The organism is Lentzea flaviverrucosa (assembly GCF_003350445.1).
Lineage (GTDB): Bacteria > Actinomycetota > Actinomycetes > Mycobacteriales > Pseudonocardiaceae > Lentzea > Lentzea californiensis.
On sequence record NZ_QQAU01000021.1, the window covers coordinates 38,482 to 61,602 of the forward strand.

General features: G+C 68.4%; 24 protein-coding genes. 12 read left to right on the top strand and 12 right to left on the bottom strand.

Annotated features, from left to right (window positions below; translation table 11 throughout):
- Nucleotides 1–28: 28 nt before the first annotated feature.
- From DFR72_RS42315 to DFR72_RS42330, 4 genes are all read left to right on the top strand, one after another.
- Nucleotides 29–1,498, top strand: a complete 1,470-nt coding sequence (locus tag DFR72_RS42315) for a DUF7782 domain-containing protein (protein WP_090073388.1) — start codon at nucleotides 29–31, stop codon at nucleotides 1,496–1,498.
- Nucleotides 1,495–1,920 carry a D-aminoacyl-tRNA deacylase gene (gene dtd, locus DFR72_RS42320; protein WP_090073386.1) on the top strand — a complete coding sequence of 142 codons (426 nt, stop codon included), beginning with the start codon at nucleotides 1,495–1,497 and terminating at the stop codon, nucleotides 1,918–1,920. Before DFR72_RS42315 ends, dtd begins: the two co-directional genes overlap by 4 nt.
- Before the next feature lie 250 nt (nucleotides 1,921–2,170).
- The gene (locus DFR72_RS42325) at nucleotides 2,171–3,160 is read left to right on the top strand and encodes a sigma-70 family RNA polymerase sigma factor (RefSeq protein ID WP_090073384.1); all 990 of its coding nucleotides are present in this window, start codon (nucleotides 2,171–2,173) and stop codon (nucleotides 3,158–3,160) included.
- Nucleotides 3,161–3,434: 274 nt separating this feature from the next.
- Complete coding sequence (locus DFR72_RS42330) at nucleotides 3,435–5,099, top strand: fumarate hydratase (protein ID WP_425459947.1); 1,665 nt, start codon at nucleotides 3,435–3,437, stop codon at nucleotides 5,097–5,099.
- Between the two features lie 279 nt (nucleotides 5,100–5,378).
- Here the strand turns inward: DFR72_RS42330 and DFR72_RS42340 are convergent, their stop codons facing one another.
- The 8 genes from DFR72_RS42340 to DFR72_RS42375 all read right to left on the bottom strand — a co-directional run bounded on the left by DFR72_RS42340 (nucleotide 5,379) and on the right by DFR72_RS42375 (nucleotide 13,089).
- The gene (locus DFR72_RS42340; protein ID WP_114773978.1) at nucleotides 5,379–5,909 is read right to left on the bottom strand and encodes a hypothetical protein; all 531 of its coding nucleotides are present in this window, start codon (nucleotides 5,907–5,909) and stop codon (nucleotides 5,379–5,381) included.
- Between the two features lie 169 nt (nucleotides 5,910–6,078).
- Nucleotides 6,079–6,549, bottom strand: a complete 471-nt coding sequence (locus tag DFR72_RS42345; RefSeq protein WP_090073379.1) for a hypothetical protein — start codon at nucleotides 6,547–6,549, stop codon at nucleotides 6,079–6,081.
- Between the two features lie 66 nt (nucleotides 6,550–6,615).
- Nucleotides 6,616–7,746 carry a hypothetical protein gene (locus DFR72_RS42350; protein ID WP_090073378.1) on the bottom strand — a complete coding sequence of 377 codons (1,131 nt, stop codon included), beginning with the start codon at nucleotides 7,744–7,746 and terminating at the stop codon, nucleotides 6,616–6,618.
- Nucleotides 7,740–8,999 (bottom strand): glucarate dehydratase family protein, encoded by a 1,260-nt coding sequence (locus DFR72_RS42355; protein WP_090073376.1) that lies wholly within the window; start codon nucleotides 8,997–8,999, stop codon nucleotides 7,740–7,742. Before DFR72_RS42355 ends, DFR72_RS42350 begins: the two co-directional genes overlap by 7 nt.
- Before the next feature lie 13 nt (nucleotides 9,000–9,012).
- Nucleotides 9,013–9,915: a 5-dehydro-4-deoxyglucarate dehydratase gene (locus DFR72_RS42360; protein ID WP_090073374.1), complete on the bottom strand. Its 903-nt coding sequence runs from the start codon at nucleotides 9,913–9,915 to the stop codon at nucleotides 9,013–9,015.
- Nucleotides 9,916–9,923: 8 nt separating this feature from the next.
- Nucleotides 9,924–10,805, bottom strand: coding sequence for a carbohydrate ABC transporter permease (locus tag DFR72_RS42365; protein ID WP_090073372.1), 882 nt, complete (start codon nucleotides 10,803–10,805; stop codon nucleotides 9,924–9,926).
- Entirely contained in the window at nucleotides 10,802–11,692 is an 891-nt protein-coding gene (locus tag DFR72_RS42370; protein WP_211335762.1) for a carbohydrate ABC transporter permease, read from the bottom strand. Before DFR72_RS42370 ends, DFR72_RS42365 begins: the two co-directional genes overlap by 4 nt.
- A 77-nt stretch (nucleotides 11,693–11,769) precedes the next feature.
- Complete coding sequence (locus tag DFR72_RS42375) at nucleotides 11,770–13,089, bottom strand: ABC transporter substrate-binding protein (protein ID WP_090073370.1); 1,320 nt, start codon at nucleotides 13,087–13,089, stop codon at nucleotides 11,770–11,772.
- Between the two features lie 124 nt (nucleotides 13,090–13,213).
- On the opposite strand from DFR72_RS42375, the gene DFR72_RS42380 reads away from it, so the two are divergent.
- The 4 genes from DFR72_RS42380 (at nucleotide 13,214) to DFR72_RS42395 (ending at nucleotide 16,825) form a co-directional block, all read left to right on the top strand.
- Complete coding sequence (locus DFR72_RS42380) at nucleotides 13,214–14,002, top strand: IclR family transcriptional regulator (RefSeq protein WP_245983924.1); 789 nt, start codon at nucleotides 13,214–13,216, stop codon at nucleotides 14,000–14,002.
- Between the two features lie 41 nt (nucleotides 14,003–14,043).
- Nucleotides 14,044–14,868: an NAD-dependent epimerase/dehydratase family protein gene (locus tag DFR72_RS42385; protein ID WP_090073367.1), complete on the top strand. Its 825-nt coding sequence runs from the start codon at nucleotides 14,044–14,046 to the stop codon at nucleotides 14,866–14,868.
- Entirely contained in the window at nucleotides 14,865–16,367 is a 1,503-nt protein-coding gene (locus tag DFR72_RS42390) for an aldehyde dehydrogenase (NADP(+)) (RefSeq protein WP_090073365.1), read from the top strand. Before DFR72_RS42385 ends, DFR72_RS42390 begins: the two co-directional genes overlap by 4 nt.
- A gap of 68 nt (nucleotides 16,368–16,435) precedes the next feature.
- On the top strand, nucleotides 16,436–16,825 hold the full coding sequence (locus DFR72_RS42395; RefSeq protein WP_090073362.1) for a class I SAM-dependent methyltransferase: 390 nt from the start codon (nucleotides 16,436–16,438) through the stop codon (nucleotides 16,823–16,825).
- 24 nt (nucleotides 16,826–16,849) lie between these two features.
- Here DFR72_RS42395 and cpt read toward each other — a convergent pair whose 3' ends face one another.
- On the bottom strand, nucleotides 16,850–17,395 hold the full coding sequence (gene cpt, locus DFR72_RS42400) for a chloramphenicol phosphotransferase CPT (RefSeq protein WP_245983925.1): 546 nt from the start codon (nucleotides 17,393–17,395) through the stop codon (nucleotides 16,850–16,852).
- Nucleotides 17,396–17,549: 154 nt separating this feature from the next.
- Nucleotides 17,550–18,869, bottom strand: coding sequence for an NAD(P)-binding domain-containing protein (locus tag DFR72_RS42405; RefSeq protein WP_090073356.1), 1,320 nt, complete (start codon nucleotides 18,867–18,869; stop codon nucleotides 17,550–17,552).
- Nucleotides 18,870–19,036: 167 nt separating this feature from the next.
- Here DFR72_RS42405 and DFR72_RS42410 point away from each other — a divergent pair, with 167 nt between their 5' ends.
- The 4 genes from DFR72_RS42410 to DFR72_RS42425 all read left to right on the top strand — a co-directional run bounded on the left by DFR72_RS42410 (nucleotide 19,037) and on the right by DFR72_RS42425 (nucleotide 22,120).
- Entirely contained in the window at nucleotides 19,037–19,708 is a 672-nt protein-coding gene (locus tag DFR72_RS42410) for a hypothetical protein (RefSeq protein ID WP_177224658.1), read from the top strand.
- A 10-nt stretch (nucleotides 19,709–19,718) separates the two neighbouring features.
- On the top strand, nucleotides 19,719–20,897 hold the full coding sequence (locus DFR72_RS42415) for an RtcB family protein (protein WP_090073354.1): 1,179 nt from the start codon (nucleotides 19,719–19,721) through the stop codon (nucleotides 20,895–20,897).
- Nucleotides 20,898–20,967: 70 nt separating this feature from the next.
- Nucleotides 20,968–21,552, top strand: coding sequence for a hypothetical protein (locus DFR72_RS42420; RefSeq protein ID WP_090073352.1), 585 nt, complete (start codon nucleotides 20,968–20,970; stop codon nucleotides 21,550–21,552).
- A complete protein-coding gene (locus DFR72_RS42425; protein ID WP_090073350.1) occupies nucleotides 21,545–22,120 on the top strand; it encodes a hypothetical protein in 576 nt (191 codons plus the stop codon). The genes DFR72_RS42420 and DFR72_RS42425 overlap by 8 nt, the downstream gene beginning before the upstream one ends.
- Before the next feature lie 60 nt (nucleotides 22,121–22,180).
- Here the strand turns inward: DFR72_RS42425 and DFR72_RS42430 are convergent, their stop codons facing one another.
- Together DFR72_RS42430 and DFR72_RS45205 are read right to left on the bottom strand one after the other, a co-directional pair.
- On the bottom strand, nucleotides 22,181–22,522 hold the full coding sequence (locus DFR72_RS42430; RefSeq protein WP_090073348.1) for a hypothetical protein: 342 nt from the start codon (nucleotides 22,520–22,522) through the stop codon (nucleotides 22,181–22,183).
- Nucleotides 22,523–22,676: 154 nt separating this feature from the next.
- Nucleotides 22,677–22,868 (bottom strand): hypothetical protein, encoded by a 192-nt coding sequence (locus DFR72_RS45205; protein WP_143087003.1) that lies wholly within the window; start codon nucleotides 22,866–22,868, stop codon nucleotides 22,677–22,679.
- Between the last annotated feature and the right edge of the window lie 253 nt (nucleotides 22,869–23,121).

The window sequence follows — 23,121 nt, forward strand, 5'->3', positions numbered from 1 at the left end:
ACCACGGGGCGTGAAAGCATCTCCACCCGTGCACCCCGATCTTTCCGTTGAACTGTGCGCCCGTTTGCGCGAGGCCTTCCTGAACACCGGTTACACCGCGGACGGCGTCGTCGACGCGCTCGGCCTCCAGGCCCACGCCGCGCTCGGCCGCGGCGAGCCGGAGCCCGCCCGCCGCGCGAGCAAGGACGCCGGGCCGCTCGGCACGCTGATCCGCATGTTCCTGCTCGGCGACCACGAGCCCGAGCAGGACGTCCGCAAGGCGCTGGACGGTGTCGACATCGACGACGCCGTCCAGAACGAGGTCCTGTCGTCCGTTCCCGGTGCGAGCAGCCTGCGGGCCGGGCTGGACGTCCGGCCGTACGAGGACAACTGGTGGGTCGTCGCCGACCTCGACTCCGACCTGCGCGGCAGCGCCGTCCCCGAGGACCACGTGCTCGGCGTCGGCCACGCGTCCATCAGCCTCGCCCGCGCGACCAAGCGCACGCCCGTCGGCACGGTGCTCGACCTCGGCACCGGTTGTGGCGTCCAGGCGCTGCACGCCAGCACGCACGCTCAGAAGATCACCGCGACTGACCTGTCCGAGCGCGCGCTGAGGCTCGCGCAGGGCACGTTCCGCCTGAACGAGCTCGACGTGGAGACGCTGCAGGGCGAGTGGTTCGGGCCGGTCCGGAACCGGCGGTTCGACCACGTCGTGTGCAACCCGCCGTTCGTCGTCGGCCCGCCGCGGGTGGACTTCGTCTACCGCGACTCCGGTCTCGGCGGCGACGACGCGTCGGCGCTGGTCGTCCGGCAGCTGCCCTCCTTCCTCAACGAGGGCGGCGTCGGCCAGCTGCTCGCGTCGTGGGTGCACCGCGAGGGTGAGGACTGGGAGGAGCGCGTCTCCGGCTGGCTCCCCCGCGGCGGCATCGACGCGTGGTTCGTGCAGCGCGACATCGCCGAGCCCGCCCTGTACGTCGGCACGTGGCTCAAGGACGCGGGCGTCGACCCGCGCAGCCCCGAGGGCCGGCAGAAGGCCGCGGCGTGGCTGGACTGGTTCGAGGAGAACGACGTCCAGGGCGTCGGCTTCGGGTACGTGACGCTGCGCCGCACCGACGAGATGCACTCCCAGGTCATCTGCGAGGACCTGCGCCACGCCTACGACGACCCGCTGGGCCCGGAGGCGGCGCGCTGGCTCGACAACGTCGCGTGGCTGCGCGCGAACCCCGACCTGCTGAGCCGGCGTTTCCGGGTCGCCGACACCGTGCTGCTCGAGGAGGTGTCCGAGCCGGGCGACGAGGGCTGGCGCAAGGTCGTCGCACGGCTGCACCGCACGGACGGGCCCGGCTGGCAGCACGAGGTCGACGAGGCGACCGCCAAGCTCGTCGCCGGTTGCAACGGCGCCTTGCCGCTGGAAGACCTGCTCGCACTGCTCGAGTTCGCTTACGGGGAAATCGATGCGGAAGCGGCCTTGCCGATCGTTCGTGATCTCATCCGGCACGGAATGTTGATTCCCGCGTGAAAGCGGTTGTGGCGCGCGTCACAGAAGCGAGTGTCGAAGTCGAAGGGGCGATCGTCGGCGCGATCGACGAGCCCGGATTGCTGGTGCTGCTCGGCGTTCACCACGACGACACGGCCGAGCACGCCCGCAAAATGGCGCAGAAGCTGCACGGTCTGCGCATCCTCGACGACGAGCAGTCGTGCGAGTCGACCGGTGCTCCGTTGCTGGTCGTCAGCCAGTTCACCCTTTACGGGGACACACGCAAGGGCCGCCGTCCGTCCTGGACGGCGGCCGCCCGGCCCGAGCACGCGGAACCGTTGGTGAACGCGGTCGTGCAGGAGCTACGCCAAAAGGGCGCGCGCGTCGAAACGGGACGATTCAGAACCGAGATGAAGGTACGGAGCGTGAACGACGGTCCGTTCACGGTGATCGTCGACCTCTGACTAAACGGTTCTCAGGGAATCCTCAGATTAGTCGCGCAACCGCTGTGACTGTGGTGACGTCTTCAGGTCATGGAAGTCGGGAACGAATTCGGAATCGTCTTCGTTACCCAGGTATCAGCCAGCTAGCGATGGGATCCCGAGCGGGCCCGCCGCAACCGGCAACCAGGGCGCAGCGCCGCGCCGCCTTGACCGCCACGCGCGACTGTCCTGACCGACAGCAGCGTCGCCCGCACCAGGGGGAGGGAGATCCATGACCGTCACGAGGATCTCCGACCGTGAAGTCGGAGAGAACACGCCCACCGTCGTCGAGCACGAACTCGACGCGCAGGGACCAGCAGCCGACCTCGTTCGAGTCTACCTGAACGGAATCGGCAAGACCGCGCTCCTCACCGCCGAGGAGGAGGTGGAGCTCGCGAAGCGCATCGAGGCAGGTGTGTTCGCGCAGCACGTCCTCGAGACGGCCAAGCGCCTCACCCCCACCCGCCGCGATGAGATGGGGGCGCTCGTCCGCGACGGCCGCCGCGCCAAGGACCACCTGCTCAAGGCCAACCTGCGCCTCGTCGTGTCGCTGGCCAAGCGCTACACGGGCCGCGGCATGCCGCTGCTGGACCTGATCCAGGAAGGCAACCTGGGCCTCATCCGCGCGGTCGAGAAGTTCGACTACACCAAGGGCTTCAAGTTCTCGACGTACGCGACGTGGTGGATCCGCCAGGCGATCACCCGCGGCATGGCCGACCAGGGCCGCACCATCCGCCTCCCCGTCCACCTCGTCGAGCAGGTGAACAAGCTCGCGCGGATCAAGCGCGACCTGCACCAGACGCTCGGTCGCGAGGCGACGAACGAGGAGCTCGCGAAGGAAGCGGGCCTCAACCCGGACAAGGTCGCCGACCTGCTCGACCACGCGCGTGACCCGGTATCGCTGGACATGCCGGTCGGCACGGAGGAGGACGCTCCCCTCGGTGACTTCATCGAGGACTCGGACGCGACCGACGCCGAGAGCGCCGTCATCTCCGGGCTGCTGCAGGACGACCTGCGCCGCGTTCTGGCGACGCTGGAGCCGCGCGAGCAGGCCGTGATCCGGCTGCGCTACGGCCTCGAGGACGGCCAGCCGCGCACCCTCGACCAGATCGGCAAGCGCTTCGGGTTGTCGCGCGAGCGGGTCCGCCAGATCGAGCGCGAGGTCATGTCGAAGCTCCGCCAGGGCGAACGCGCCGCGAAGCTGCGGGCCTACGCCTCGTAGTCCCGAAGTCGTCACGGTCGGGTCTCACCCGCTGAGCAGTATTGACTTGTGACTCAACTCACGGCACGGTCGGGCGTTACCAGAGCCAAGCGACGCCCGTCGTGAGTCGGGTTTCGCACGCGAAGGAAGGTCGGGACGGCCGGGGGCCGCCTCGGCCTTCCGCGTTTGCGGCCCCTGCGCGGAACACGGTTGCGAAGAACACGGTGGACGGGGACCAGCACGTCCCTTTGATGGCGGTACGGTTTTCTGATCCGAACTGCACACCGTTGGAGTTGTGTACCCCGTGCCCACCACATTCGAGTACACCGACGTCCTCCCGCTCGCGAAGGACACCGAGACCGAGTACCGCCTCGTCACCTCCGACGGGGTCAAGCTCATCGAGGCCGGTGACCGCAAGTTCCTGGAGATCGCTCCCGAGACGCTCACGCTGCTCGCGAAGGAGGCGATCCGGGACATCCAGCACCTGCTGCGCCCGTCGCACCTCGCCCAGCTGCGCAAGATCATCGACGACCCCGAGGCCTCCGGCAACGACCGCTTCGTCGCCATGGACCTGCTCCGCAACGCCGCCATCTCGTCCGGCGGCGTGCTGCCGATGTGCCAGGACACCGGCACGGCGATCATCATGGGCAAGCGTTCGGAGACCGTCCTGACCGGCGGCGACGACGAGCAGGCCCTGGCCCGCGGCGTCTACGAGGCCTACCAGGAGCTCAACCTGCGCTACTCGCAGATGGCCCCGGTGACGTTCTGGGACGAGAAGAACACCGGCACCAACCTGCCCGCGCAGATCGAGGTGTTCCACAAGCCCGGCCAGGAGCCCGTGTACGAGTTCCTGTTCATGGCCAAGGGTGGCGGCAGCGCGAACAAGACGTTCCTCTACCAGGAGACGAAGGCGGTGCTGAACCCGAAGCGCCTCGCGTCGTTCCTGGACGAGAAGCTGCGTTCGCTCGGCACCGCGGCGTGCCCGCCGTACCACCTCGCGGTCGTCGTCGGCGGCCTGTCCGCCGAGCAGAACCTCAAGGTCGCGAAGCTCGCCTCCGCCCGCTACCTCGACACCCTGCCGACCGAGGGCTCCGCGACGGGCCACGCGTTCCGCGACACGGACCTCGAGCAGCAGGTCCTCGAACTCACCCGCAACTTCGGCATCGGCGCCCAGTTCGGCGGCAAGTACTTCTGCCACGACGTGCGCGTCATCCGCCTCCCCCGCCACGGCGCGTCCCTCCCGGTCGGCATCGCGGTCTCGTGCTCGGCCGACCGCCAGACCAAGGCCCGCATCACGGCCGAGGGCGTGTTCCTGGAGCAGATGGAGCGCGACCCGGCCCGGTTCCTGCCGGAGATCGAGGGCGAGGACCTGTCCGACGAGGTCGTCCAGATCGACCTCACCCGTCCCATGACGGAGATCCGCGACATCCTCACCAAGCTCCCGGTGAAGACCCGCGTCTCGCTGACCGGCCCGCTGGTCGTGGCACGCGACATCGCGCACGCCAAGATCAAGGAACGCCTCGACGCCGGCGAGGAGATGCCGCAGTACCTCAAGGACCACCCGGTCTACTACGCCGGCCCGGCCAAGACGCCCGAGGGCTACGCCTCCGGTTCGTTCGGCCCGACCACCGCCGGCCGCATGGACTCCTACGTGGAACAGTTCCAGGCCGCGGGCGGCTCGCTGGTGATGCTCGCCAAGGGCAACCGCTCCAAGCAGGTGACCGACGCCTGCTCGTCGCACGGCGGCTTCTACCTGGGCTCGATCGGCGGCCCGGCGGCGCGGCTGGCGCAGGACTGCATCCGCAAGGTCGAGGTGCTCGAGTACCCCGAACTGGGCATGGAGGCGGTCTGGAAGATCGAGGTCGAGGACTTCCCGGCCTTCGTCGTGGTCGACGACAAGGGCAACGACTTCTTCGCGGAGACGTCGACGCCGACCCTGCAGATCAGTTTCCGCCGTTAGACCCCTTCACCGAGCCGCCCAGGTCTCGCCGAGTCGTCGGCGGGGCTTGGGCGGCTTTGTGGTTTGCGGGTGAACCGCAACGAGGCCGGCGTGGCGATGTCGACCGGGTCGCCGCGGCGGTGGCGGTGGGCCATCAGGTTTTCTGGGCGGACCCGGCGGAGTCAGCGGTCGTGCGAGGGCCGGGCAACAGGGCGGCGCACGCGAGGGCGTGAGGTGCGCCGCCGGAGTCCGGCCACCGCGAACTTCACGACGCCGAGCGAATCGGCGACATGCGATCTGTCAGCCGGTTTCCTCGCGAGCCTCGAGGACCAGGCGGCGGTTGCCGAGAGGGGCGTCCAGGCGGACCGTCAGTGGCACCTGACGGATCTCCTGGCTGCAGATGGTACCCGCGGGCTGCTTGGTGATCGTGACCAGCGTGATCTGGACGACGTCGGCGGACTGGCCGGTGATCTCGGCGCGGGCCTCCTTGCAGCCGCCGCCCACGCCGAAGACCTCGACGTCGCGGCCGTCTCCGAAGACGTAGGCCTCGTCGCGGTAGGTGTCTGACAACGATGTCGTGTCGACCTTGTCCTTCGCCACAGGCGTGACGTCGGGCGGGATGACGGGCTTCTCCTCCGAGATCGAGACCGGAGGCTGGACGGGCGCGCTGGGGTTCGCACCGGACGAACCGGGGGTGCCGCTCGAACCGGGTGCGGTCGTGCCCGTGGGCGTGGCGCCCGACGAACCGGAGCCGGGTGCGCTTGATTGCGTGCCGGACGAACAACCGGCGAGCACGACGGCGAGAGCAACGGCAGCGACGGCGTTTCTCATGCGCACCATCCTCGCAAACCGGGACGAGAAGTCCCTGTCAAATGTCTTACGACCTGTCCGGTCGAATGTTCCCGGACCAGCCCCCGAAAAAGCTGTCAGAAATGGTTGGGAAGTAGAGATGCCCGGCCGACGGGGCAGTTGCCGACCGGGCACCGTGGGGGAGGGAGGTCTACTTCTGTTCCTGCCGCGACGTCAGCACGACCGTGCGCTCACCGAGGGGCTCGGACAGCTGCACCGTCAGCGGGGGGAAGCGGATGTCCATGGTGCACATCTGCTTCGTCAGCGGCAGCGTCTCGAGCAGCTCGATCTTCACCGTGGAAGCGTTCTGCTCCAGCACGGACGCGCTCGCCTTGCCGCATCCGCCCTCCTGGGCCACGACTCCGACGGTCTTCCCGTCGCCCTGGGTCCACGCGGTGCGCGGCTGGTCCGGCGGCAGCGCGCCGGCGTCGAGCTTCGTCACGGGTTTGCCATCCGGCGGCACTTCTCCGGGGGCGACGTTCGGGGGCACCTCGGAGGACGAGGTGGCGGTCGGCAACTCCTGACCGCCACCTGCCCCGATGCCCGCGTTCTGCGCACTGCCACAGGCCGAGATGACCAGCAGCAGGACGCCAGTGCCAACTACGGTTCCTATGTGCCTCATGTGGAGAGGACGGAACCGCGCTCACAACGGGTTGCAGTGAATTCCCTCAGGGACTTCTCTTCACAGTTAGCGGCTAACGGCCGTTACAGCCTCTCGCAAAGCTTCCAACCGTGCCGCGGACGCGAGACCGCCGTGGTAGAGGTGGAACTCCTCCACGCCTGCGTCCAGGTACGCGAGCCATTCCTTCGACAACGCCGCACCGTCGGCCGGCTTCGGCGGCAGCCCCAGCACGTACGCGGCGATCCGCGTGTCCGGGGCGGCGGCGCGAAGAGCCTCGATGCCGGGAACGGCGACCTCCGGGCCGGGCCAGCACATGGTCGTCAGGACATCGATGTCGGCGTCGACACCACCGGCCACGGTCGCGAACGGCCCGGTTCCCCAGGGGTCCGCCGTCACGTGCATGCCGATCCGGGTCGAAGGCGCGGCAGCGCGGATCTCCGACACCAGTCGCTGCCGCAACGACCGCACCACGCCGGTGCGCACCGCTCGAACGTCGTCCGCGAGCGCGCCCAGCGCGTCCTCGACGCTGGACGCTCCGCGATCGACCCCAGTTCGGACCGCTTCACGCAGGGCATCCGGGTCGGCGTACAGGGCGGTGCAGGCAGAGCAGAAGCACAGCGACAACAGCTTCTGCTGCACCGCGTTCCAGTCCGTGCCGTCGGTCTTCTCGTGGTGCCCGCCGTGGAAGAACCCCAGCGGCCCGCAGGCCTCCAGGATGATCCCGTCCGGCGCGCCGAGCTCCAGCACCTCGGACACCAGCACCGACGTGTAGTCCACGACGTCGGGCTGCGCGGTGCACAACGCGTACGGGTAGCGGTCTCCGAACGCGTTCACCACGGTCACGTCGGGGTGCAGGTCGCCGAGGCGCGAGTTGTGCGTCAGCACGGTCCACGCGTACACCGGCAGACCGGCGGCACGAACCAAAGCCGCCGCCGCGCCGAACGAGTCGGAACCGTCCACCCAGGACGGTTCCGCGGGCACGAGCCGGCCGTACTTCTCCGACCGCACCGGCAGGTAGAACGCCGCGTGCCGCGCATCGACCATCCGATGCGACGGGTGAAGCGGCGTCGCGGCCCGCACGGTGTGATAGGACGCCGCGAGGGCGATCGCGTCGACCCCGAGGTCCTGATACCGCGCGACGGCCTCAGGGTCTCCGATCAGGTCCCACGGATAGGCGTGGACAACCGACTTCACCACCGGGGGCGCTTCCTCTCGTAACTCGGGTCGAACTTCTGCATGTAGCCCGTGTCGTCGCGAGCCGTGATGCCGCAACGGACGTAGTTCTCGGCCAGGCGCGCCAGCGCGTCACGGTCCAGCGACACACCGAGCCCCGGCGTCAGGGGAACCGGAACCGCACCGTCCACGAAGGACAGCACGCCCGGTTCCACGACCTCGTCCTGGGCGTTCCAGGGGTAGTGCGTGTCGCAGGCGTAGTTCAGGTTCGGCGTCGCCGCGGCCAGGTGCGTCATCGCGGCCAGCGAGATGCCGAGGTGCGAGTTCGAGTGCATCGACAGGCCGATGCCGAACGTCTGGCAGATCATCCCCAGCTGACGTGACCGCTGCAGTCCGCCCCAGTAGTGGTGGTCGGACAGCAGCACCTGCACGGCGTCCTGTTCCACGGACGGCTTGAGGTGCTCGAACGCGACCACGCACATGTTGGTGGCCAGCGGCATCGGTGCCTTGGCGGCCACCTCCGCCATCCCGGAGATCTCCGGCGTCGGGTCCTCCAGGTACTCCAGCACGCCGTCGAGCTCCGCCGCTACCTTCAACGACATCGCCGCCGACCAGGCCGCGTTCGGGTCCAGCCGCAGCGGGTGGTCCGGGAACGCCTCGCGCAGGGCGCGGATCGCCTCGATCTCCTGCTCGGGAGGGAAGACACCGCCCTTGAGCTTGATCGACCCGAAGCCGTACTGCCCGATCATCTTGGTGGCCTGGGCCACGATGCCGGCGGGGTCGATCGCCTCGCCCCACTCGTCCGGTTCGGCGCCGGGGTGCCCGTCCCACTTGTAGAACAGGTAGGCCGAGTAGGGCACGGACGAGCGGACCGCGCCGCCCAGCAGGTCGTGCACCGGGCGTCCCAGCGCCTTGCCCTGGATGTCCAGGCAGGCGACCTCGAACGGCGAGTACACGCGGTCGACGGTGCTCTCCGCCGTGATCTTGCCGGTCAGGCCGTGCTTGTCGAGCCCGGCCTTGCCACCGAGAACGGTGGCGACCCGCGCGTGCATCTCGTTGAGAGCGAACACGTCGAGGCCGATCAAGGAGTCCACAACGGACCGTGAGCGTTCCAGGTGCCCGAGGTCGCCGTAGGTCTCCCCCAGCCCCGAAATGCCTTCGTCGGTGTGCACCTCGACGATCGTGCGCAGCGCCCACGGCTCGTGCACGCCGGCCGAGTTGAGCAATGGCGGGTCCCGGAACGCGATCGGTGTCAGGACAATCTCGGTGATCTTCATGCCGAACGCCCTCTCAGCTCAGCAGGGCCTTGCCCGCGGCGATGATCTTGTCGAGAGCGGCCAGGTGCTCGTCGAGCGGGTCGATCAGCGGCGGCCGCACGCCGCCGACCTCGAGACCGTTCGCGCGCACCGCGGCCTTCACCAGGGCGACCGCGTAACCGGGGACCTTGTCGCGCAGCTCGACCAGCGGCTTGTAGAACTCGTAGAGGAACCGGTTCACGAGCTCGATGTCGCCGGACTGCACGGCGTTGTAGAAACCGAGGGAGATCTCCGGCGCGAAGCAGAACACCGCCGACGAGTAGAGCTCGACACCGATGGCCCGGTACGCGAGCTGCGTCATCTCCGCGGTCGGCAGGCCGTTGAAGAACTGGAACGGCTTGTCAACGTTGGCACGGACGGACAGCACGATCCGCTGCATCTGGTCGAGGTCGCCGAGACCGTCCTTCAGGCCCACGACGTTCGGGATGCGCGCGACCTCGACCGCGGTCTCGGGCGTGAACCGCGCGTTGTTGCGCTGGTACACGATGATCGGCAGCTCGGTGGCACCGGCGACCTCGGCCACGTACCGCACGAGACCGGCGGCCGGGTTGGTCACCAGGTACGGCGGCAGCAGCAGGATGCCGTTGGCACCGGCGCGTTCCGCCGCCTGCACGAACTGCTTGGTCGCCGCGACCGATCCACCCGCTCCGGCGAACACCGGCACCTTGCCCGCGGTCGCCTCGACCGCGACCGCCACCGCGCGCTCGAACTCGCCCAGCTCCAGCGCGTGGAACTCGCCGGTGCCGCAGGCGGCGAACACCGCGCCCGGCCCGGCGGAGACACCGTGCTTGACGTGCTCGGCGAGCACGTCGTACGCGATGTTCCCCTCGCTGTCGAACGGGGTCACCGGAAAGAACAGCACACCATCGAGTTGCATAACCAGACTCATCCCTTGATCGCTCCGGTGGTGATCCCACGCAGGAAGGACTTCTGCAGCGACAGGTACACGACCAAGCTCGGTACCAGCGCCAGCAACGCACCGGCCAGCACGATGCCCGTTCCGACCATGTCGTCGGATCGAAGCGCGAGGAGTGCGACCGTGAGCGTGTAATCGGAGGGGTCAGCGGCGACGATCAGGGGGAGCAGGTACTGCTCCCAAATCATGTTGAAGCCGAACACGGCGATGACGCCGAGGGCGGGCTTGCACAGCGGGAGAATGATCTGCGCGAAGAGGCGCAGCTCCCCGGCACCGTCCACTTTGGCCGCCTCCTCCAGTTCGCCGGGGATCTCCTTCATGAACTCCGTCATGACGAAGATGGAGAATCCCCAAGCCCCCAACGGGAGGATGACGCCGAGCAGGGTGCCCTTGAGACTCACGTGCACCAGAGGCAGGTCTCCGATCACCAGCGACAGCGGGATCGCGATGACCTCCTCAGGCAACATCATCGTGGCGAGAATGACCAGCAGGGCGATGGCCTGACCGCGGAACTTCTTGCGCGCCAACGCGTATGCGGCGAAAACGCTCACCGACAGCTGCAGCAGCAGCGCACCACCCGCGATGATCAACGAGTTCATCAGGTAGTGCCAGATCTTGTTCTCCGCCGCGACCTGGAAGTTGATCAGCGACGGGTTGGCCGGGATCACCGACAGCTTGGTCGGGTCCGGGTTGTGGTCGAACGCGCCGGAGAAGATGACCAGCAGCGGGCCGCAGAAAAGGATTACAGCGAGGGCGCTGAAAAGGAACCGGACACCCCTGCTGACCCACGCGTCCGGGCGGGCGGACCAGCCGATGGCGCTGTCGAAGCGGCTTGAGTTAACGGTGCTCATCGCGCTTCCCTCCTGCGGCGGTACCACTGCACGCTGACCGTCAAAATCAAGGTAACCAGGAACAAGAGCACGGAGCCAGCGGATGCCAGTCCGGCTTCGGACTGTTCGAACGCCGTGGTGTAGACGCGAGTCATCCAGACGTCGGTCGACCCGGCGGGACCACCTCCAGTGAGCACGTACACCTCGGTGAAGACGCGCAGGCCGCGGATGGCCGCCAGCGTCAGCAGGATCGTGATGACGGGCCGCAGCGCGGGGAGCGTGACGTTCCAGATCCGCTGCGGCGTCGTGGCGCCGTCGATCGCGGCGGCCTCGTACTGCTGGCGGTCGATGCCGGCCAGCCCGGCGAGGATCAGCACCATGTCGTACGGCGCGTGCTTCCAGATGCCGACGAACATGACCGACACCAGCGAGGTGTCCGTGCTGTGGATGTACTCCCAGGGCCCGAGGCCGACCCACGAGATGAGCTCGTTGAGGAAGCCTTCGGGCGCCGGGTAGAAGAACAACCGCCAGATCTCGCCGATGACCGCGGTGGCCGCCACGACGGGCAGGAACACCGCGGACCGCACGAACCACAGCGACTTGGTGTGACCTTCCAGCAGCAACGCCAGGAAGAAGCCGATCACCATCGCGCCGATCGTCTGACCGCCGGCCAGCACGAGGGTGTGCCAGCTGGCGGTCAGGAACTTCTCGTCCTGCAGGATCGTCGCGTAGTTCTTGAAGCCGACGAAGATGTCGCCGAGGAACGGCCTGACCTCGAACAGCGAGAGCCGGATGCCCTCGGCCATCGGGATGAACTTGAAGACCAGGAAGATCAGCGCGGCGGGGAAGAGGAAGAGCCACGGGATGAAGGTGGCTCCCGTGAGGCGGCGCCGGCGGCGCCGCCTCACGGGGTGGGTTTCGACGGCACCGCCGCCACTAGCCGTCGAGCCCACGTCTCGGGTGTCGCCGAGTGGTTGAACAGCCGTCACTTCGACGCCTTCTGGTTCTCGAGTTCCTTCTTGAGCGCGTCCGCGAGCGTCTTCAGCTCGGCCGAGGAGTCGGCGGGGCACTTCGCGAAGATGGAGTTCAGGGTCTCCGACGTCTTCTGCCGGAACGGCGCGAAGTTCGGAACGCTGGGGAACGGCCGCGCCTCGCTGGAGTACACGCTCGCCACGGTCGCCCAGCGCGGGTCCTTGTACGTCGCGTTGACGTCGACGGTCTTGTTGACGGGCAGGCGGACGACCGGCTGCGGGTCGCCCTTCATGCCGGCCTGCTGCGCCTCGGGCGTGATCAGGTACTCGGCGAGCTTCTTCTGGTCGGCGGTCTTGGCGGAGCCTGCCATCTGGTAGATGTTCTCGCCCTCACCGAGCACCGTGGCGCCGGCCGGTCCCTTCGGGGACGCGACGACCTCGTACTTGTCCTTGCCGATCGACTTGTCGAAGCGGCCGATCATGTACGGGCCGGTGAGGTAGATGCCGCTCTTGCCCGACTCGAACAGCGGGTGGGCGTCGTTCGTGCCCAGGGTCAGCGAGCCGGGCTGCATGACCTTGTCGTCGCAGAAGAGCTTGCGCAGCCGTTCGACGGCCTTGGTCGACTCCGGCGAGTCGATGCCGACGCGGAACTTGCCGTCGCCCTCGTCCTCGAGGATGTCGCCGCCGCCCTGCCAGATGTAGCTGGCCGCCCACCAGCCGAGGTATCCGCGGTCGGTCGTGCCCGGTACGAGCATGCCGTAGGTGTCGTTCTGCCCGTTGCCGTCGGGGTCGTCGCGGGTGAAGGCCCTCGCGAGGTCGTCGAGCTCCTCCCACGTGGTGGGGACGGGCTTGCCCAGCTTCTCGCGCCAGTCCTTGCGGATCAGCGTGACCATCGCCTGGGTGGAGTAGGGGATGGCGTAGAACTTGCCGTCCGCGCCCTTCCCGTTGTTCCAGGCGCGTTCGACGATGTCGCCGCCGCCCGCGATGTCGCTCTGGCTGACCTCGGTCGTCCAGCCCTGCTTGACGAAGTTGCCGAGCGAGCCGGTGTCGGTGATGACGACGTCGGGGAGGTCCTTCGACGCGGCGCGCTGCTGCACCTGCTTGTCGAAGTCGTTGAAGATCGGCTTGTAGTCGACCTGCACACCGGTCTTCTCGGTGAACGACTTGAAGATCTTCTCGTAGACCTTCGCCGTTGCCTCCGTCGAGCGGGTCCACACCTCGAGGGGCTTGTTCGGGTCCTTGCTCGACGCCGCCGTGGTGCCACCGCCGCCGCAACCCGCGAGCAGCGCGGCCACGCCCAGCGTGGCAAGTGTGGTGGCAGTTCTACGGCGCATCGTCGGAGCCCTTCGCGTTCAGATACGTGAATCTGGGTCGTACTTGTGAACCTGGTGCAGGACTGTAAGAATCGGCACAGCAACGTGTCAAGGGCAAGTTGCTTTCCTGTTACGAGGAGGCCAGGTGGCGTCGCCGATCGACAAGGGCACAGCTCGTCCGGGCGCGGTCAAGTCCGCCGACCGCACGGTGGAGCTGCTCGAAGTGCTGTCCGCGTCAGACCGCAGGCTGACGCTCACCGAGCTGCACCGCGAGCTCAGCTATCCCAAGTCCAGCCTTTACATGCTGTTGCAGACGCTCGTGGCGCGTGGCTGGGTGGAGGTCGACTCGGACAGGGGCACGTACGGAATCGGCGTGCGCGCGCTGCTCGTCGGTACGTCCTATTTGGACCACGACCCGGTGGTGCGCGCGGCGATCCGCGTGATGGAGCAGGTCCGCCAGGAGATCAACGAGACCGTCCACCTTGCCCGTTTGGACGGCGCGGACGTCGTCTACCTGGCGAGCCGCGAGTCGGAGCACCACCTGCGCGTCGTCTCGCGCGTCGGCCGCCGGCTGCCCGCGCACTCGACGTCGCTGGGCAAGGCCGTGCTCTCGACGCGCACGCCGGAGGAGGTCGATCTGATCCTCCCCGGCGAGCTGGCGCCGCTGACGCCCAACACCCTGGTCGACCGGGCGGCGTTGCACGAGCAGCTCGCCGGGTTCCGCAACGTCGGGTACGCCCACGAACGCGAGGAGAACACGCCCGGCCTGGGCTGTTTCGCGGTGGCGCTGCCGTACCGCAATCCCGTGCTGGACGCCATGAGCTGCTCGGTCCCGCTGGGCAGGCTGACTCCGGAGCACGAGCGGCAGGTCATCTCCGCCCTGCTCGACGCCGCCCGGACGATCACCGAGCTCCTCCGCCAGTTCGGTCGCTGAGATTTGCCGGAACACCTGAACAAGACGGAGGGGTCCAACCCGTGACCGCACGCATCCTGATCACCGGCGCCGGCGGTGGGGTGGGCACGCTCATGCGCACCCGCCTCGCCGCGGAGGGCCGCGTCCTGAGGCTGCTGGACATCGCGGAACTGCCCGCGGCCGCCGAGGGCGAGAACGTCGAGCTCCTCGAGGCGTCGGTGACCGACATGGCCGCGATGGAAGCCGCGATGAAGGACGTCGACGCGGTGATCCACCTCGGTGGCCACAGCCTCGAGGAGTCGTGGGACAAGATCCTGCGCGTCAACATCGACGGCACGCACACGGTGCTGGAGGCCGCGCGGCGTTGCGGCGTCCGCCGGGTCGTCCTGGCCAGCTCGAACCACGCCGTCGGGTACCTCGAGCGCGCCGACGGCGAGGCGGGCGACTACGCGTTCCCGCGTCCGGACACCTACTACGGCGTGTCCAAGGTGGCGTTGGAGGCGTTGGGCTCGCTGTACGCCGACCGCTACGGCATGGACGTGATCGCGATCCGCATCGGCTCGTGCTTCGAAAAGCCGCGCGACGTGCGAATGTTGTCGACGTGGATGTCACCGGACGACGGCGCGCGCCTGTTCGAGGCGTGTCTTTCCGCTCCGTCGCCGGGATTCCGGGTCGTGTGGGGCGTTTCGGACAACAAGCGCGGCTGGTTCTCGCTGGACGAGGCCCGCGCTCTCGGTTACGAACCGCAGGACGACTCCGAGGAGTACGCGGCCGCCGTGCTGGAGCAGCACGGCGAGCTGGACCCCTCATCCCCCGCGGCGAAGTACGTGGGCGGGGCCTGGTGCGGCCCCGATTTCGACACGGCAGTCAAGGAGGCAGGGCGTTGAGCCACGTCGTGCAGGGATACAACCCGCGCACCGGTCAGCCTTTCGGCGAACCGGTTGCGAAGACCCCCGACAGCGAGGTCGACCGCATCGCGTCCGCCGCGGCCGTCGCGTTCTCGGCGTGGTCGGTCGTTCCGGCGGCGGATCGTGCCGTGGTGCTGGAGAAGGTCGCGGACGCGCTGGACGCCGAGTCGGCGTTGCTCGTGGAGACGGCGGACGGCGAGACGGCGCTGGGCGTGCCGCGGCTGACGACCGAGCTCAAGCGCACGACGAACCAGCTGCGGCTGTTCGGCGAGGTGCTGCGCGAGGGCAGCTACGTCGAGGCCACCCTGGACACGGCGAACCCGGACATCATCCCGCCGCGGCCGGTGCTGCGGCGCGTTCTCCGTCCTTTGGGGACGGTCGCGGTGTTCTCCGCGTCGAACTTCCCGTTCGCGTTCTCGGTCGCCGGCGGTGACACGGCGTCCGCACTGGCGTCCGGTTGTTCCGTTGTGGTGAAGGCACATTCGGCGCACCCGTCGACGTCGCGCGAGACCGCACGAGTGGTGATCGACGCGCTGCGCGAGGCCGGTGCGCCCGAGGGCGTGTTCGGAATCGTGTACGGCACCGAGTCCGGTGTCGCGCTGGTCAAGCACTCCGCGGTGCGCGCCGTCGGTTTCACCGGCTCGACCGGTGGCGGCCGGGCGCTGTTCGACCTGGCGCAGGGCCGGCCGGACCCGATCCCGTTCTACGGCGAGCTCGGCAGCGTGAACCCGACGGTGATCCTGCCCGGTGCGGCCACCCCGGAGATCGCCGCCGGTTTCGCGCAGTCGCTGGTGATGGGTGTCGGGCAGTTCTGCACGAACCCCGGCCTGGTGTTCGCGCCGGAGTCGATCGTGGAGTCGCTGGGCGAGGCGGTCGCCGCCTCGTCGGGTGGCGCGATGCTGAACGAGCGGATGTGCGACTCCTACAAGGCGGGCACGGACGCGCTGGCCGCGTCGGACCTCGTGTCCGTGGTGTCGACGGGCGTCCGCCCGGACGAGGCGTGGGCCGTGGCACCGTTGCTGTTCAGCACGTCGGTGAAGGTGTTCGAGGAGAACCTCGAGAAGCTGACCGAGGAGCACTTCGGCCCGGCCGCGCTCGTCGTGACGTACTCGTCGCCTTCGGAGCTGCACTCGGTGCTGGCGAAGCTGCCGGGCACGCTGACCGGCACGGTGCACGCCGCCGAGTCGGACCACGCGGAAGCCGGTGAGGTCGCTGAGATCCTTCGCCGCGTGGCGGGCCGGATCATCTTCAACGCCTGGCCGACCGGTGTCGCGGTGGCGTGGGGTCAGCACCACGGTGGCCCGTGGCCGTCGACGACGAACCCGCTGCACACGTCGGTGGGCGCCACGTCGATCCGCCGCTGGATCGCGCCGGTGACGTACCAGTCGTGGCCGGACGCGTTGCTGCCGGCGGAGTTGCAGGACGCGAACCCGCTCGGCATTCCGCGCCGGGTGGACGGTGTGCTCGGCGTGCACTGAGACGACAGCCGGATGAGCGGGGCCGCTGACACGTGTCGGCGGCCCCGTTTTCGTTGGGAGGACGTGAGATGGTCGGTCGTCGAGCCTACGACTTCATGTACCGGACCTGGGCACCGTGGGAGGGCGAGGCCCGTCCCGAACTCGTGGACCTGGTGACGTCGGGCCGGATCGCCCCCGGCCGCGCGATCGACCTCGGCTGCGGCAGCGGGGCGAACTCGATCTTCCTCGCGGAGCACGGCTTCGACGTGACGGGCGTCGACCACTCCCCCGTGGGCCTCGCGAAGGCCCGGCGCGCGACGCCGCCGTCGTTGTCTGTCGGCTGGCTGCCCGGCGATCTGACCGCGACCTCGATCCCCAGGGGCTCAGAGACAGCTGCCGAGCTGCGGCTGTTCGGAACGTCGTTCGAGATCGAGCGACTGGCCGAGCCTCCTCGCGGAAGCGGTTCGCGCGCTTCCTGATGAGGCGCACCTGATCGCGCTGTCTCAGGCTCTCCCGACCCTCGCGGCGATCACCCTCGCGCACTCGACCGCCTCGGACTTCGCGCTGTCGACCTCGACGTCGTAGGTCATCCCGCGATGCACCAACTCGGCCTGCGCCTCGGCCATCCCGGCGACCCGGTCACCACGGGCAAGCTCCCGCCCGGCGGCGACGGCGGCGTCACACCGCACCCCGACCCACACCACGTCCAGCCCGTCGAGCGCCTTCTCCCACCGCCGCCGGGACTCGGCACCACCCAGGAACACGTCGTCCACGATCACCCGCGCCCCCGCACGCACCATCGAGGCGACGCCCGCCATCCACGCGTCCTCCAGCACCCGGAACTCGGCCCCGACGCTGACCTCACCGTCACCCGCTAACCCGATCCCCTCCGAACCGAGCCGCAACCGAGCGGGCATCACGTCGATCAACGTGTCGACCCCGACCGCCAGCCACGCCTGCGGCAACACCGCCTGCAGACACCGCGCGATCCCCGACTTGCCCGAGCTGGACCCACCGTTGAGAACGATCACCTGAGTACTGGACGACACGTCCCGACCGTACCCAGACGACCTCGCTCTCACCCCTCGTTCGCCTCTCGCCACGGCCTTGGCAACGGGTCTTTTGCCGACATCGTCAGAAGACTCATTGCAAAGATCGAAGTCGAGAGTGGCGCAGGCACTACGGCGAGCGTCGCCGAGGGAGTCAGCGGCGGCCGGCGGCGGCCCGCCGTTCCTGCTGCAGCTCCCGCTGATACCCGAGGAAGTCGACCTCCAGCGTGTGCCGCTTCGACTTCACGTACCGGCGCCGCAGCCTCTCCCGGTAAGCGGTGATCTCGGCCTTCATCTCCGGCACCGGAGGCAACGCCCCACGCCCGGAGATCAGGTCGGCGACCCACTCCGCCTGGGCCTCGGCCAGCGGCATGATCGCCCCGAGCGGCTGGATCAGCCCGAGGAAGTACAGCCCGGGATGCGCCGGGTCCACGACCCGCCGGTACAGCGACACGTCGTTGTCGGCGGACGACACGGCGGGGTACTCGGCGGCGGAGAGGAACGGGAACTCCACCTTGTAACCGGTGCAGTAGACGATCACGTCGACGTCCTCGCGCGACCCGTCGGCGAACACGACGCCGGAGCCGTCCAGCCGCGTCAGGTTCGGCTTCACGGTGATGTCGCCGTGCCCGAGCCGGGTGAGGAGGTCGTCGGACACCGTCGGATGCGCGGCGAGGATGCCGTGCGACGGTTCGGGCAGGCCGTAGTCGGAGAGCTTGCCCCGCGCCAGCCGCAGCATCACCCGCACGGACAGCGCCTGCAGCCACGCGGGCGCGAAGCGGGCGAGCGGCGAGGTGGTCAGGTGGTCGGTCGGCATGCCGAAGAGGTACTTGGGCATGATGTGCGCTCCGCGGCGCATGGCGAGGAACGTCCGCGACGAGACGCGCGATGTCTCGACCGCGATGTCGCAGGCCGAGTTGCCTATGCCGAGGACCAGCACCTTCTTGTCCGCGAACCGTTCGGGCGTCTTGTAGAAGTGCGCGTGGGTCTGTTCACCGTCGAACGTGCCGGGGAAAGCGGGCTCGGGCATCCGCGGCGACCAGTGGTGCCCGTTCGCGACGATCACCGAGCCGTAGACGCCGGACATCTCCTCGCCGGTGTCGCGATCGCGCGTCGTGACGGAGTAGCCACCCGGCGCGACGGAGACCGACGTGACCTCGGTGCGGAAGCGGATGCGGTCGCGGAACCCGTGGTGCTTCACGAAGTCGTCGAAGTACTCGGCGATCTGGAAGTGGGAGGGGTACGCGGGCAGCCGCGCGGGCATCGGGAAGGACTTGAACTCCATCATCTGCCGCGAGGTGTTGATGTGGAGGGACCGGTAGGCCGACGACATGCCGTTGTCGTTGAGGTAGCGCCAGTTGCCGCCGATCTCCGACCCGGCCTCGAAGCAGTCGAACTCGATGCCGCGGGCGCCGAGCACCTGACAAGCGGCGATGCCGGACGACCCCGCACCGATGACGCACACGCGTTCCATGCGACCGAAGTATTTTCACGTTCGCAGCGGCTGTCAATCACCGGACTCGATCGTGGCCGAACGCCTGCTCGGAGCCGCGGGGAGGCGAGGCGCGCGTCACCGGGCTCGGTAGCCCGCTGAGTGGAACGGGGTGCACCAGACCGGCCCCGGCCAATACGTTGTGGCCCATGCGAAATCTTCTCGTGGCAGTCACGTCGGTACTGGCGTTCGCGGTCTCCACCGGCACGGCGGCGGGCGCGCCGCTACCGTCCCCGGAGATCTTCGCGTCGAACAACACCGCGATCATCACCGATCCCGCCGACCCGAGGTTGCGGGACAGATTGGTGCGGTTCGACCGCGAGGTGCGCGGCATCGTGCGCGCCAACGGCGGCCTCACCACCCGTTCGACGCTGCTCGACGGCGTGTTCTGGTCGAGCGACCTGCAGCAGACGACGTTCGAACGGTCCCGCAAGTTCGACGTCACCCTCGGCGAGGAGGGCCTGCGCCACACCGCGTCCACGATCAGCAAGCAGTTCCGGCAGGAGTCGGTGCTCACGTTCCGCTTCCTGCCCGCGAACTCGCCGGAGGTCGACGCCGTCCAGGTCGAGGTCGACGGCATCACCGCGACGCAGGTCCGCGAAGGCCTGCTCGAGGACGCCGTCGCGCGCGAGAAGCTCGGCGGCGGCAGCGTCACGTTGCAGAACAAGGCCATCCTGATCGCGGACGTCAACGACCTCCCGACGGTGCGGGCGTTCGTCACGAACCTCGGCGGGGACATGCGCAAGGCCAAGGTCCGCAAGGGCACGTGGGAGTTCGTCAGCGCGGAAACTCCTTTGTGGAACCGGCAAAACGCGGCCTAACCTCGTTGTCATGGCAGCAACTGTGGTCCGCGGCCAGAACGTGGACATCCGAATGTGGACTCGGCCGGACGAGGTCGAGGAGTTCGCCATGCGACAGCTCCAGAACATCTCCGCGCTGCCGTGGGCCGTGAAGCACATCGCGGTCATGCCCGACGTGCATTACGGGAAGGGCGCCACGGTGGGCTCGGTGATCGCGCTGCGCGACGCCGTCTCCCCCGCGGCGGTCGGCGTGGACATCGGCTGCGGCATGGCCGCCGTGCGCACCTCGCTCACGGCCAGCGACCTGCCGGAGACGCTGCGCGGGTTGCGGTCCCGCATGGAGGCCGTGGTCCCCGTCGGTTTCGGCCAGCACAAGGCGACCGCGTTCACCGAGAGGGACGCGTCCGACTGGGGCACGTTCTGGAGGAAGTTCGACGACCTGACGCCGGCCGTGAAGGCGCGCGCCGACAAGGCGATGCACCAGATGGGCACGCTCGGGGGCGGCAACCACTTCCTCGAGGTCTGCCTCGACACCGCCCAGCGGGTGTGGGTCATGCTGCACTCCGGATCGAGGGGCATCGGCAACGAGCTTGCGCAGCACCACATCGCGGTGGCGCGCACGCTCGCGCACAACTCCGAGCTGCCGGACCCGGACCTCGCCGTGTTCCTCGCGGGCACGTCCGAGATGGCGTCGTACCGTCACGACCTGTACTGGGCTCAGGACTATGCGCGACGCAACCGCTCGGTGATGCTGCGCCTGGTCTGCGACGTGCTGCGCGCCGAGTTCCCGCAGATCGCGTTCGAGGAGCCGATCAGCTGTCACCACAACTACGTCTCCGAGGAGAACCACTTCGGCGAGGACGTGCTGGTGACGCGCAAGGGTGCGATCCGCGCCGGCCGTGGCGAGCTGGGCATCATCCCGGGCTCCATGGGCACCGGTTCGTACATCGTGCGCGGGCTCGGGAACCCCGACTCGTTCGAGTCGGCGTCGCACGGCGCCGGCCGGAGGATGTCGCGCAACAAGGCCCGCAAGACGTTCACGACACAGGATCTCGCTGACCAGACAAGTGGTGTCGAGTGCCGCAAGGACTCCGGGGTGGTGGACGAGATTCCGGGTGCCTACAAGGACATCGACACCGTGATGGCGAACCAGTCCGACCTGGTCGAGGTGGTCGCCAAGCTCAAGCAGGTGGTTTGTATCAAGGGTTGATGTTTCCCTTGTGGGTGAACGGGAAGCCTCCGGGACAGCAGAGTCTTACAGCCTGTCTTGGAGGTTTTCCATGTCAACGGGCGCCATCATCGGCCTGGTGGTCGCGGTACTCGTGGTGCTGGTGGTCCTCGCGTTCGTGTTGAGGCCCGCCATGCAGCGCAAGAAGCTGCGTGACCGCTTCGGCCCTGAATACGACCGCGCGGTCACCGAGAGCGACAGCAGAACCGCTGCGGAGAAGGAGCTCGCCGAGCGGGAGCACCGCCACAGCGAGTTCGATCTGAAGCCGCTTTCCCAGACGGCGCAGGAGAGTTACCGCCGTCACTGGGCGAACGTGCAGGCGAAGTTCGTCGACTCGCCGGAGAGCGCCATCGCTGACGCGGACCGGCTCGTGACCGACCTGATGGCCGAGCGCGGCTACCCCACCGAGGGGTACGAGGCGCAGCTGAGCGTCCTGTCCGTCGAACACGCGAAGACGCTGGAGCACTACCGCAAGGCGCACGACATTTCGGAGCGCCAGGAGATCGGCGAGGCGAGCACCGAGGATCTTCGCACCGCGATGGTGCACTACCGCGAACTGTTCACGGATCTGCTCGAACACGGCACCGAGCCGCGTAAGAACAGGGAAACCGTGCGGAAGGAGAAGACCGATGTCTGAGGCTCCCACCCACGCCGCTGGGGTTCCCACTCCGGCTCGGCCGCAGCAGGCCGAGCGCACCCCGCAGCAGACGCAGCGCACCGACGCGGAACGGACTGACGCCCAGCGCGTTGAGGCCCAGCGCGTCGATGGTCAGCGCACTGACGCGAACCGCACCGAAGCGCAGCGGACCGACGCCCAGCGCACGGACGCTCTGCGCACGGACGCTCAGCGGACCGAGCACCAGCGCTCCGAAGCGGTGCGCACCGAACGCGAGCGCGGCGAGCAGCACCGCACCGATCAGCAGCCGACGGGGTCGCAGCGCGCCGACCAGTCGCGCACCGAGCAGAAGCTGTCGAGCAAGCTCGAGGACGAGTGGCAGGCAGTGCAGTACGAGTTCGTCGACGACCCGAAGTCGGCCGTGCGCAAGGCGGACGACCTCGTGACCCGCGCGCTCGAGGAACTGAACACCCGGCACCGTTCCCTCACCAAGCAGCTCGAGGGAAACAGTGATCCACAGACCGAGGACCTGCGACTGGCTCTCCACCGCTATCGGGAACTCTTCAAGTCTCTGGTCGCCGTCAAATAAGTGCTGGAAGCCCCGGCGCCGTGGCCGTAACAGGTGGCGGCGCCGGCAGGCGTTTCCAGATCAGCTGGGCAGCTCGCGGATCTCCATCTCGAGGACGTCGATCTCGTCGCTGATGGCCTCGTCCAGCATGTCGTCCAGCAACTTGCGGCACTCCGCCGATCCGCATCGCGGTAGTCCCGTGCCGAACCTCGGCACCTGCTCCCACCACACCGCCGGGTTGTTCCAGAACGACCCGGACCCCTGGTCGACGCCTTCGAGGCACCGCAGTCTCTGATCGGTCGCCGGAAGAGCTCGAACGAACTCGATGAACAACGCGAGAGCGTCGGGATTGCTCACCGGAACCGCACCGTAACCGCGCAAGCAGTCCTCGAGTTCTGCGAGGAACTCCGCCTTGAAGGACACGGCACACCCCCGCTCCTCCGCACCCTCGCGGACGTCCTGAAGTTCGTGACAACAACAGTACCTCCGCAGCGCGGGCGGGAAACGAGTGCGAACGGGCGGTATCTTCCTGTGCGCACACGGGGTCCCGGTGACCCGCAGTCACGTCACCCGGTGGTCACGTTCCTTCGTGCGAGACGTGGTGCGACGCGAGGAAACCGTTGTCCAGCTTGATGCTCTGGCCCACGACCAGCTTGCCGGCCGGGTCTGCGCCGAACGTGCCGCTCGCGCCGGTCCGGTCGAACGTCAGCCTCCCGGACGCGCCCGGGAAGTCACGCAAAGTGCGCAGCATGTCGTAGAGGTTTCTCATGACGCCCCAACGGAGGTGTGCCGCGACACGACGCTGACGGCGTCATGGGCGAGCAGAACGGGTCCGTTGGGGCCCGAAAGGAATGCCTGGGCGCGTGCTTCTTCTGGGCTGCCTCGTACGTGGTGAAGAACTGTTGCGTCGACTGGGAATCGGCTCGCGGCCCGACGTCCACGCGAACGTCGCGAAGCAGAGCCGGCTGTCGACGAATCGTTTGATGTCTTCCAATCCGTGGAGTTCGTCGTCTCGAGCTGCA

Excerpts from the sequence above, each read along its gene's own strand:
- DFR72_RS42325 (WP_090073384.1), top strand. The coding sequence starts at position 2,171 with ATGACCGTCACGAGGATCTCCGACCGTGAAGTCGGAGAGAACACGCCC.
- DFR72_RS42340 (WP_114773978.1), bottom strand. The coding sequence starts at position 5,909 with ATGAGAAACGCCGTCGCTGCCGTTGCTCTCGCCGTCGTGCTCGCCGGT.
- DFR72_RS42345 (WP_090073379.1), bottom strand. The coding sequence starts at position 6,549 with ATGAGGCACATAGGAACCGTAGTTGGCACTGGCGTCCTGCTGCTGGTC.
- DFR72_RS42355 (WP_090073376.1), bottom strand. The coding sequence starts at position 8,999 with ATGAAGATCACCGAGATTGTCCTGACACCGATCGCGTTCCGGGACCCG.
- DFR72_RS42360 (WP_090073374.1), bottom strand. The coding sequence starts at position 9,915 with ATGCAACTCGATGGTGTGCTGTTCTTTCCGGTGACCCCGTTCGACAGC.
- DFR72_RS42365 (WP_090073372.1), bottom strand. The coding sequence starts at position 10,805 with ATGAGCACCGTTAACTCAAGCCGCTTCGACAGCGCCATCGGCTGGTCC.
- DFR72_RS42375 (WP_090073370.1), bottom strand. The coding sequence starts at position 13,089 with ATGCGCCGTAGAACTGCCACCACACTTGCCACGCTGGGCGTGGCCGCG.
- DFR72_RS42395 (WP_090073362.1), top strand. The coding sequence starts at position 16,436 with ATGGTCGGTCGTCGAGCCTACGACTTCATGTACCGGACCTGGGCACCG.
- DFR72_RS42405 (WP_090073356.1), bottom strand. The coding sequence starts at position 18,869 with ATGGAACGCGTGTGCGTCATCGGTGCGGGGTCGTCCGGCATCGCCGCT.
- DFR72_RS42410 (WP_177224658.1), top strand. The coding sequence starts at position 19,037 with ATGCGAAATCTTCTCGTGGCAGTCACGTCGGTACTGGCGTTCGCGGTC.
- DFR72_RS42415 (WP_090073354.1), top strand. The coding sequence starts at position 19,719 with ATGGCAGCAACTGTGGTCCGCGGCCAGAACGTGGACATCCGAATGTGG.
- DFR72_RS42420 (WP_090073352.1), top strand. The coding sequence starts at position 20,968 with ATGTCAACGGGCGCCATCATCGGCCTGGTGGTCGCGGTACTCGTGGTG.
- DFR72_RS42425 (WP_090073350.1), top strand. The coding sequence starts at position 21,545 with ATGTCTGAGGCTCCCACCCACGCCGCTGGGGTTCCCACTCCGGCTCGG.
- DFR72_RS45205 (WP_143087003.1), bottom strand. The coding sequence starts at position 22,868 with ATGAGAAACCTCTACGACATGCTGCGCACTTTGCGTGACTTCCCGGGC.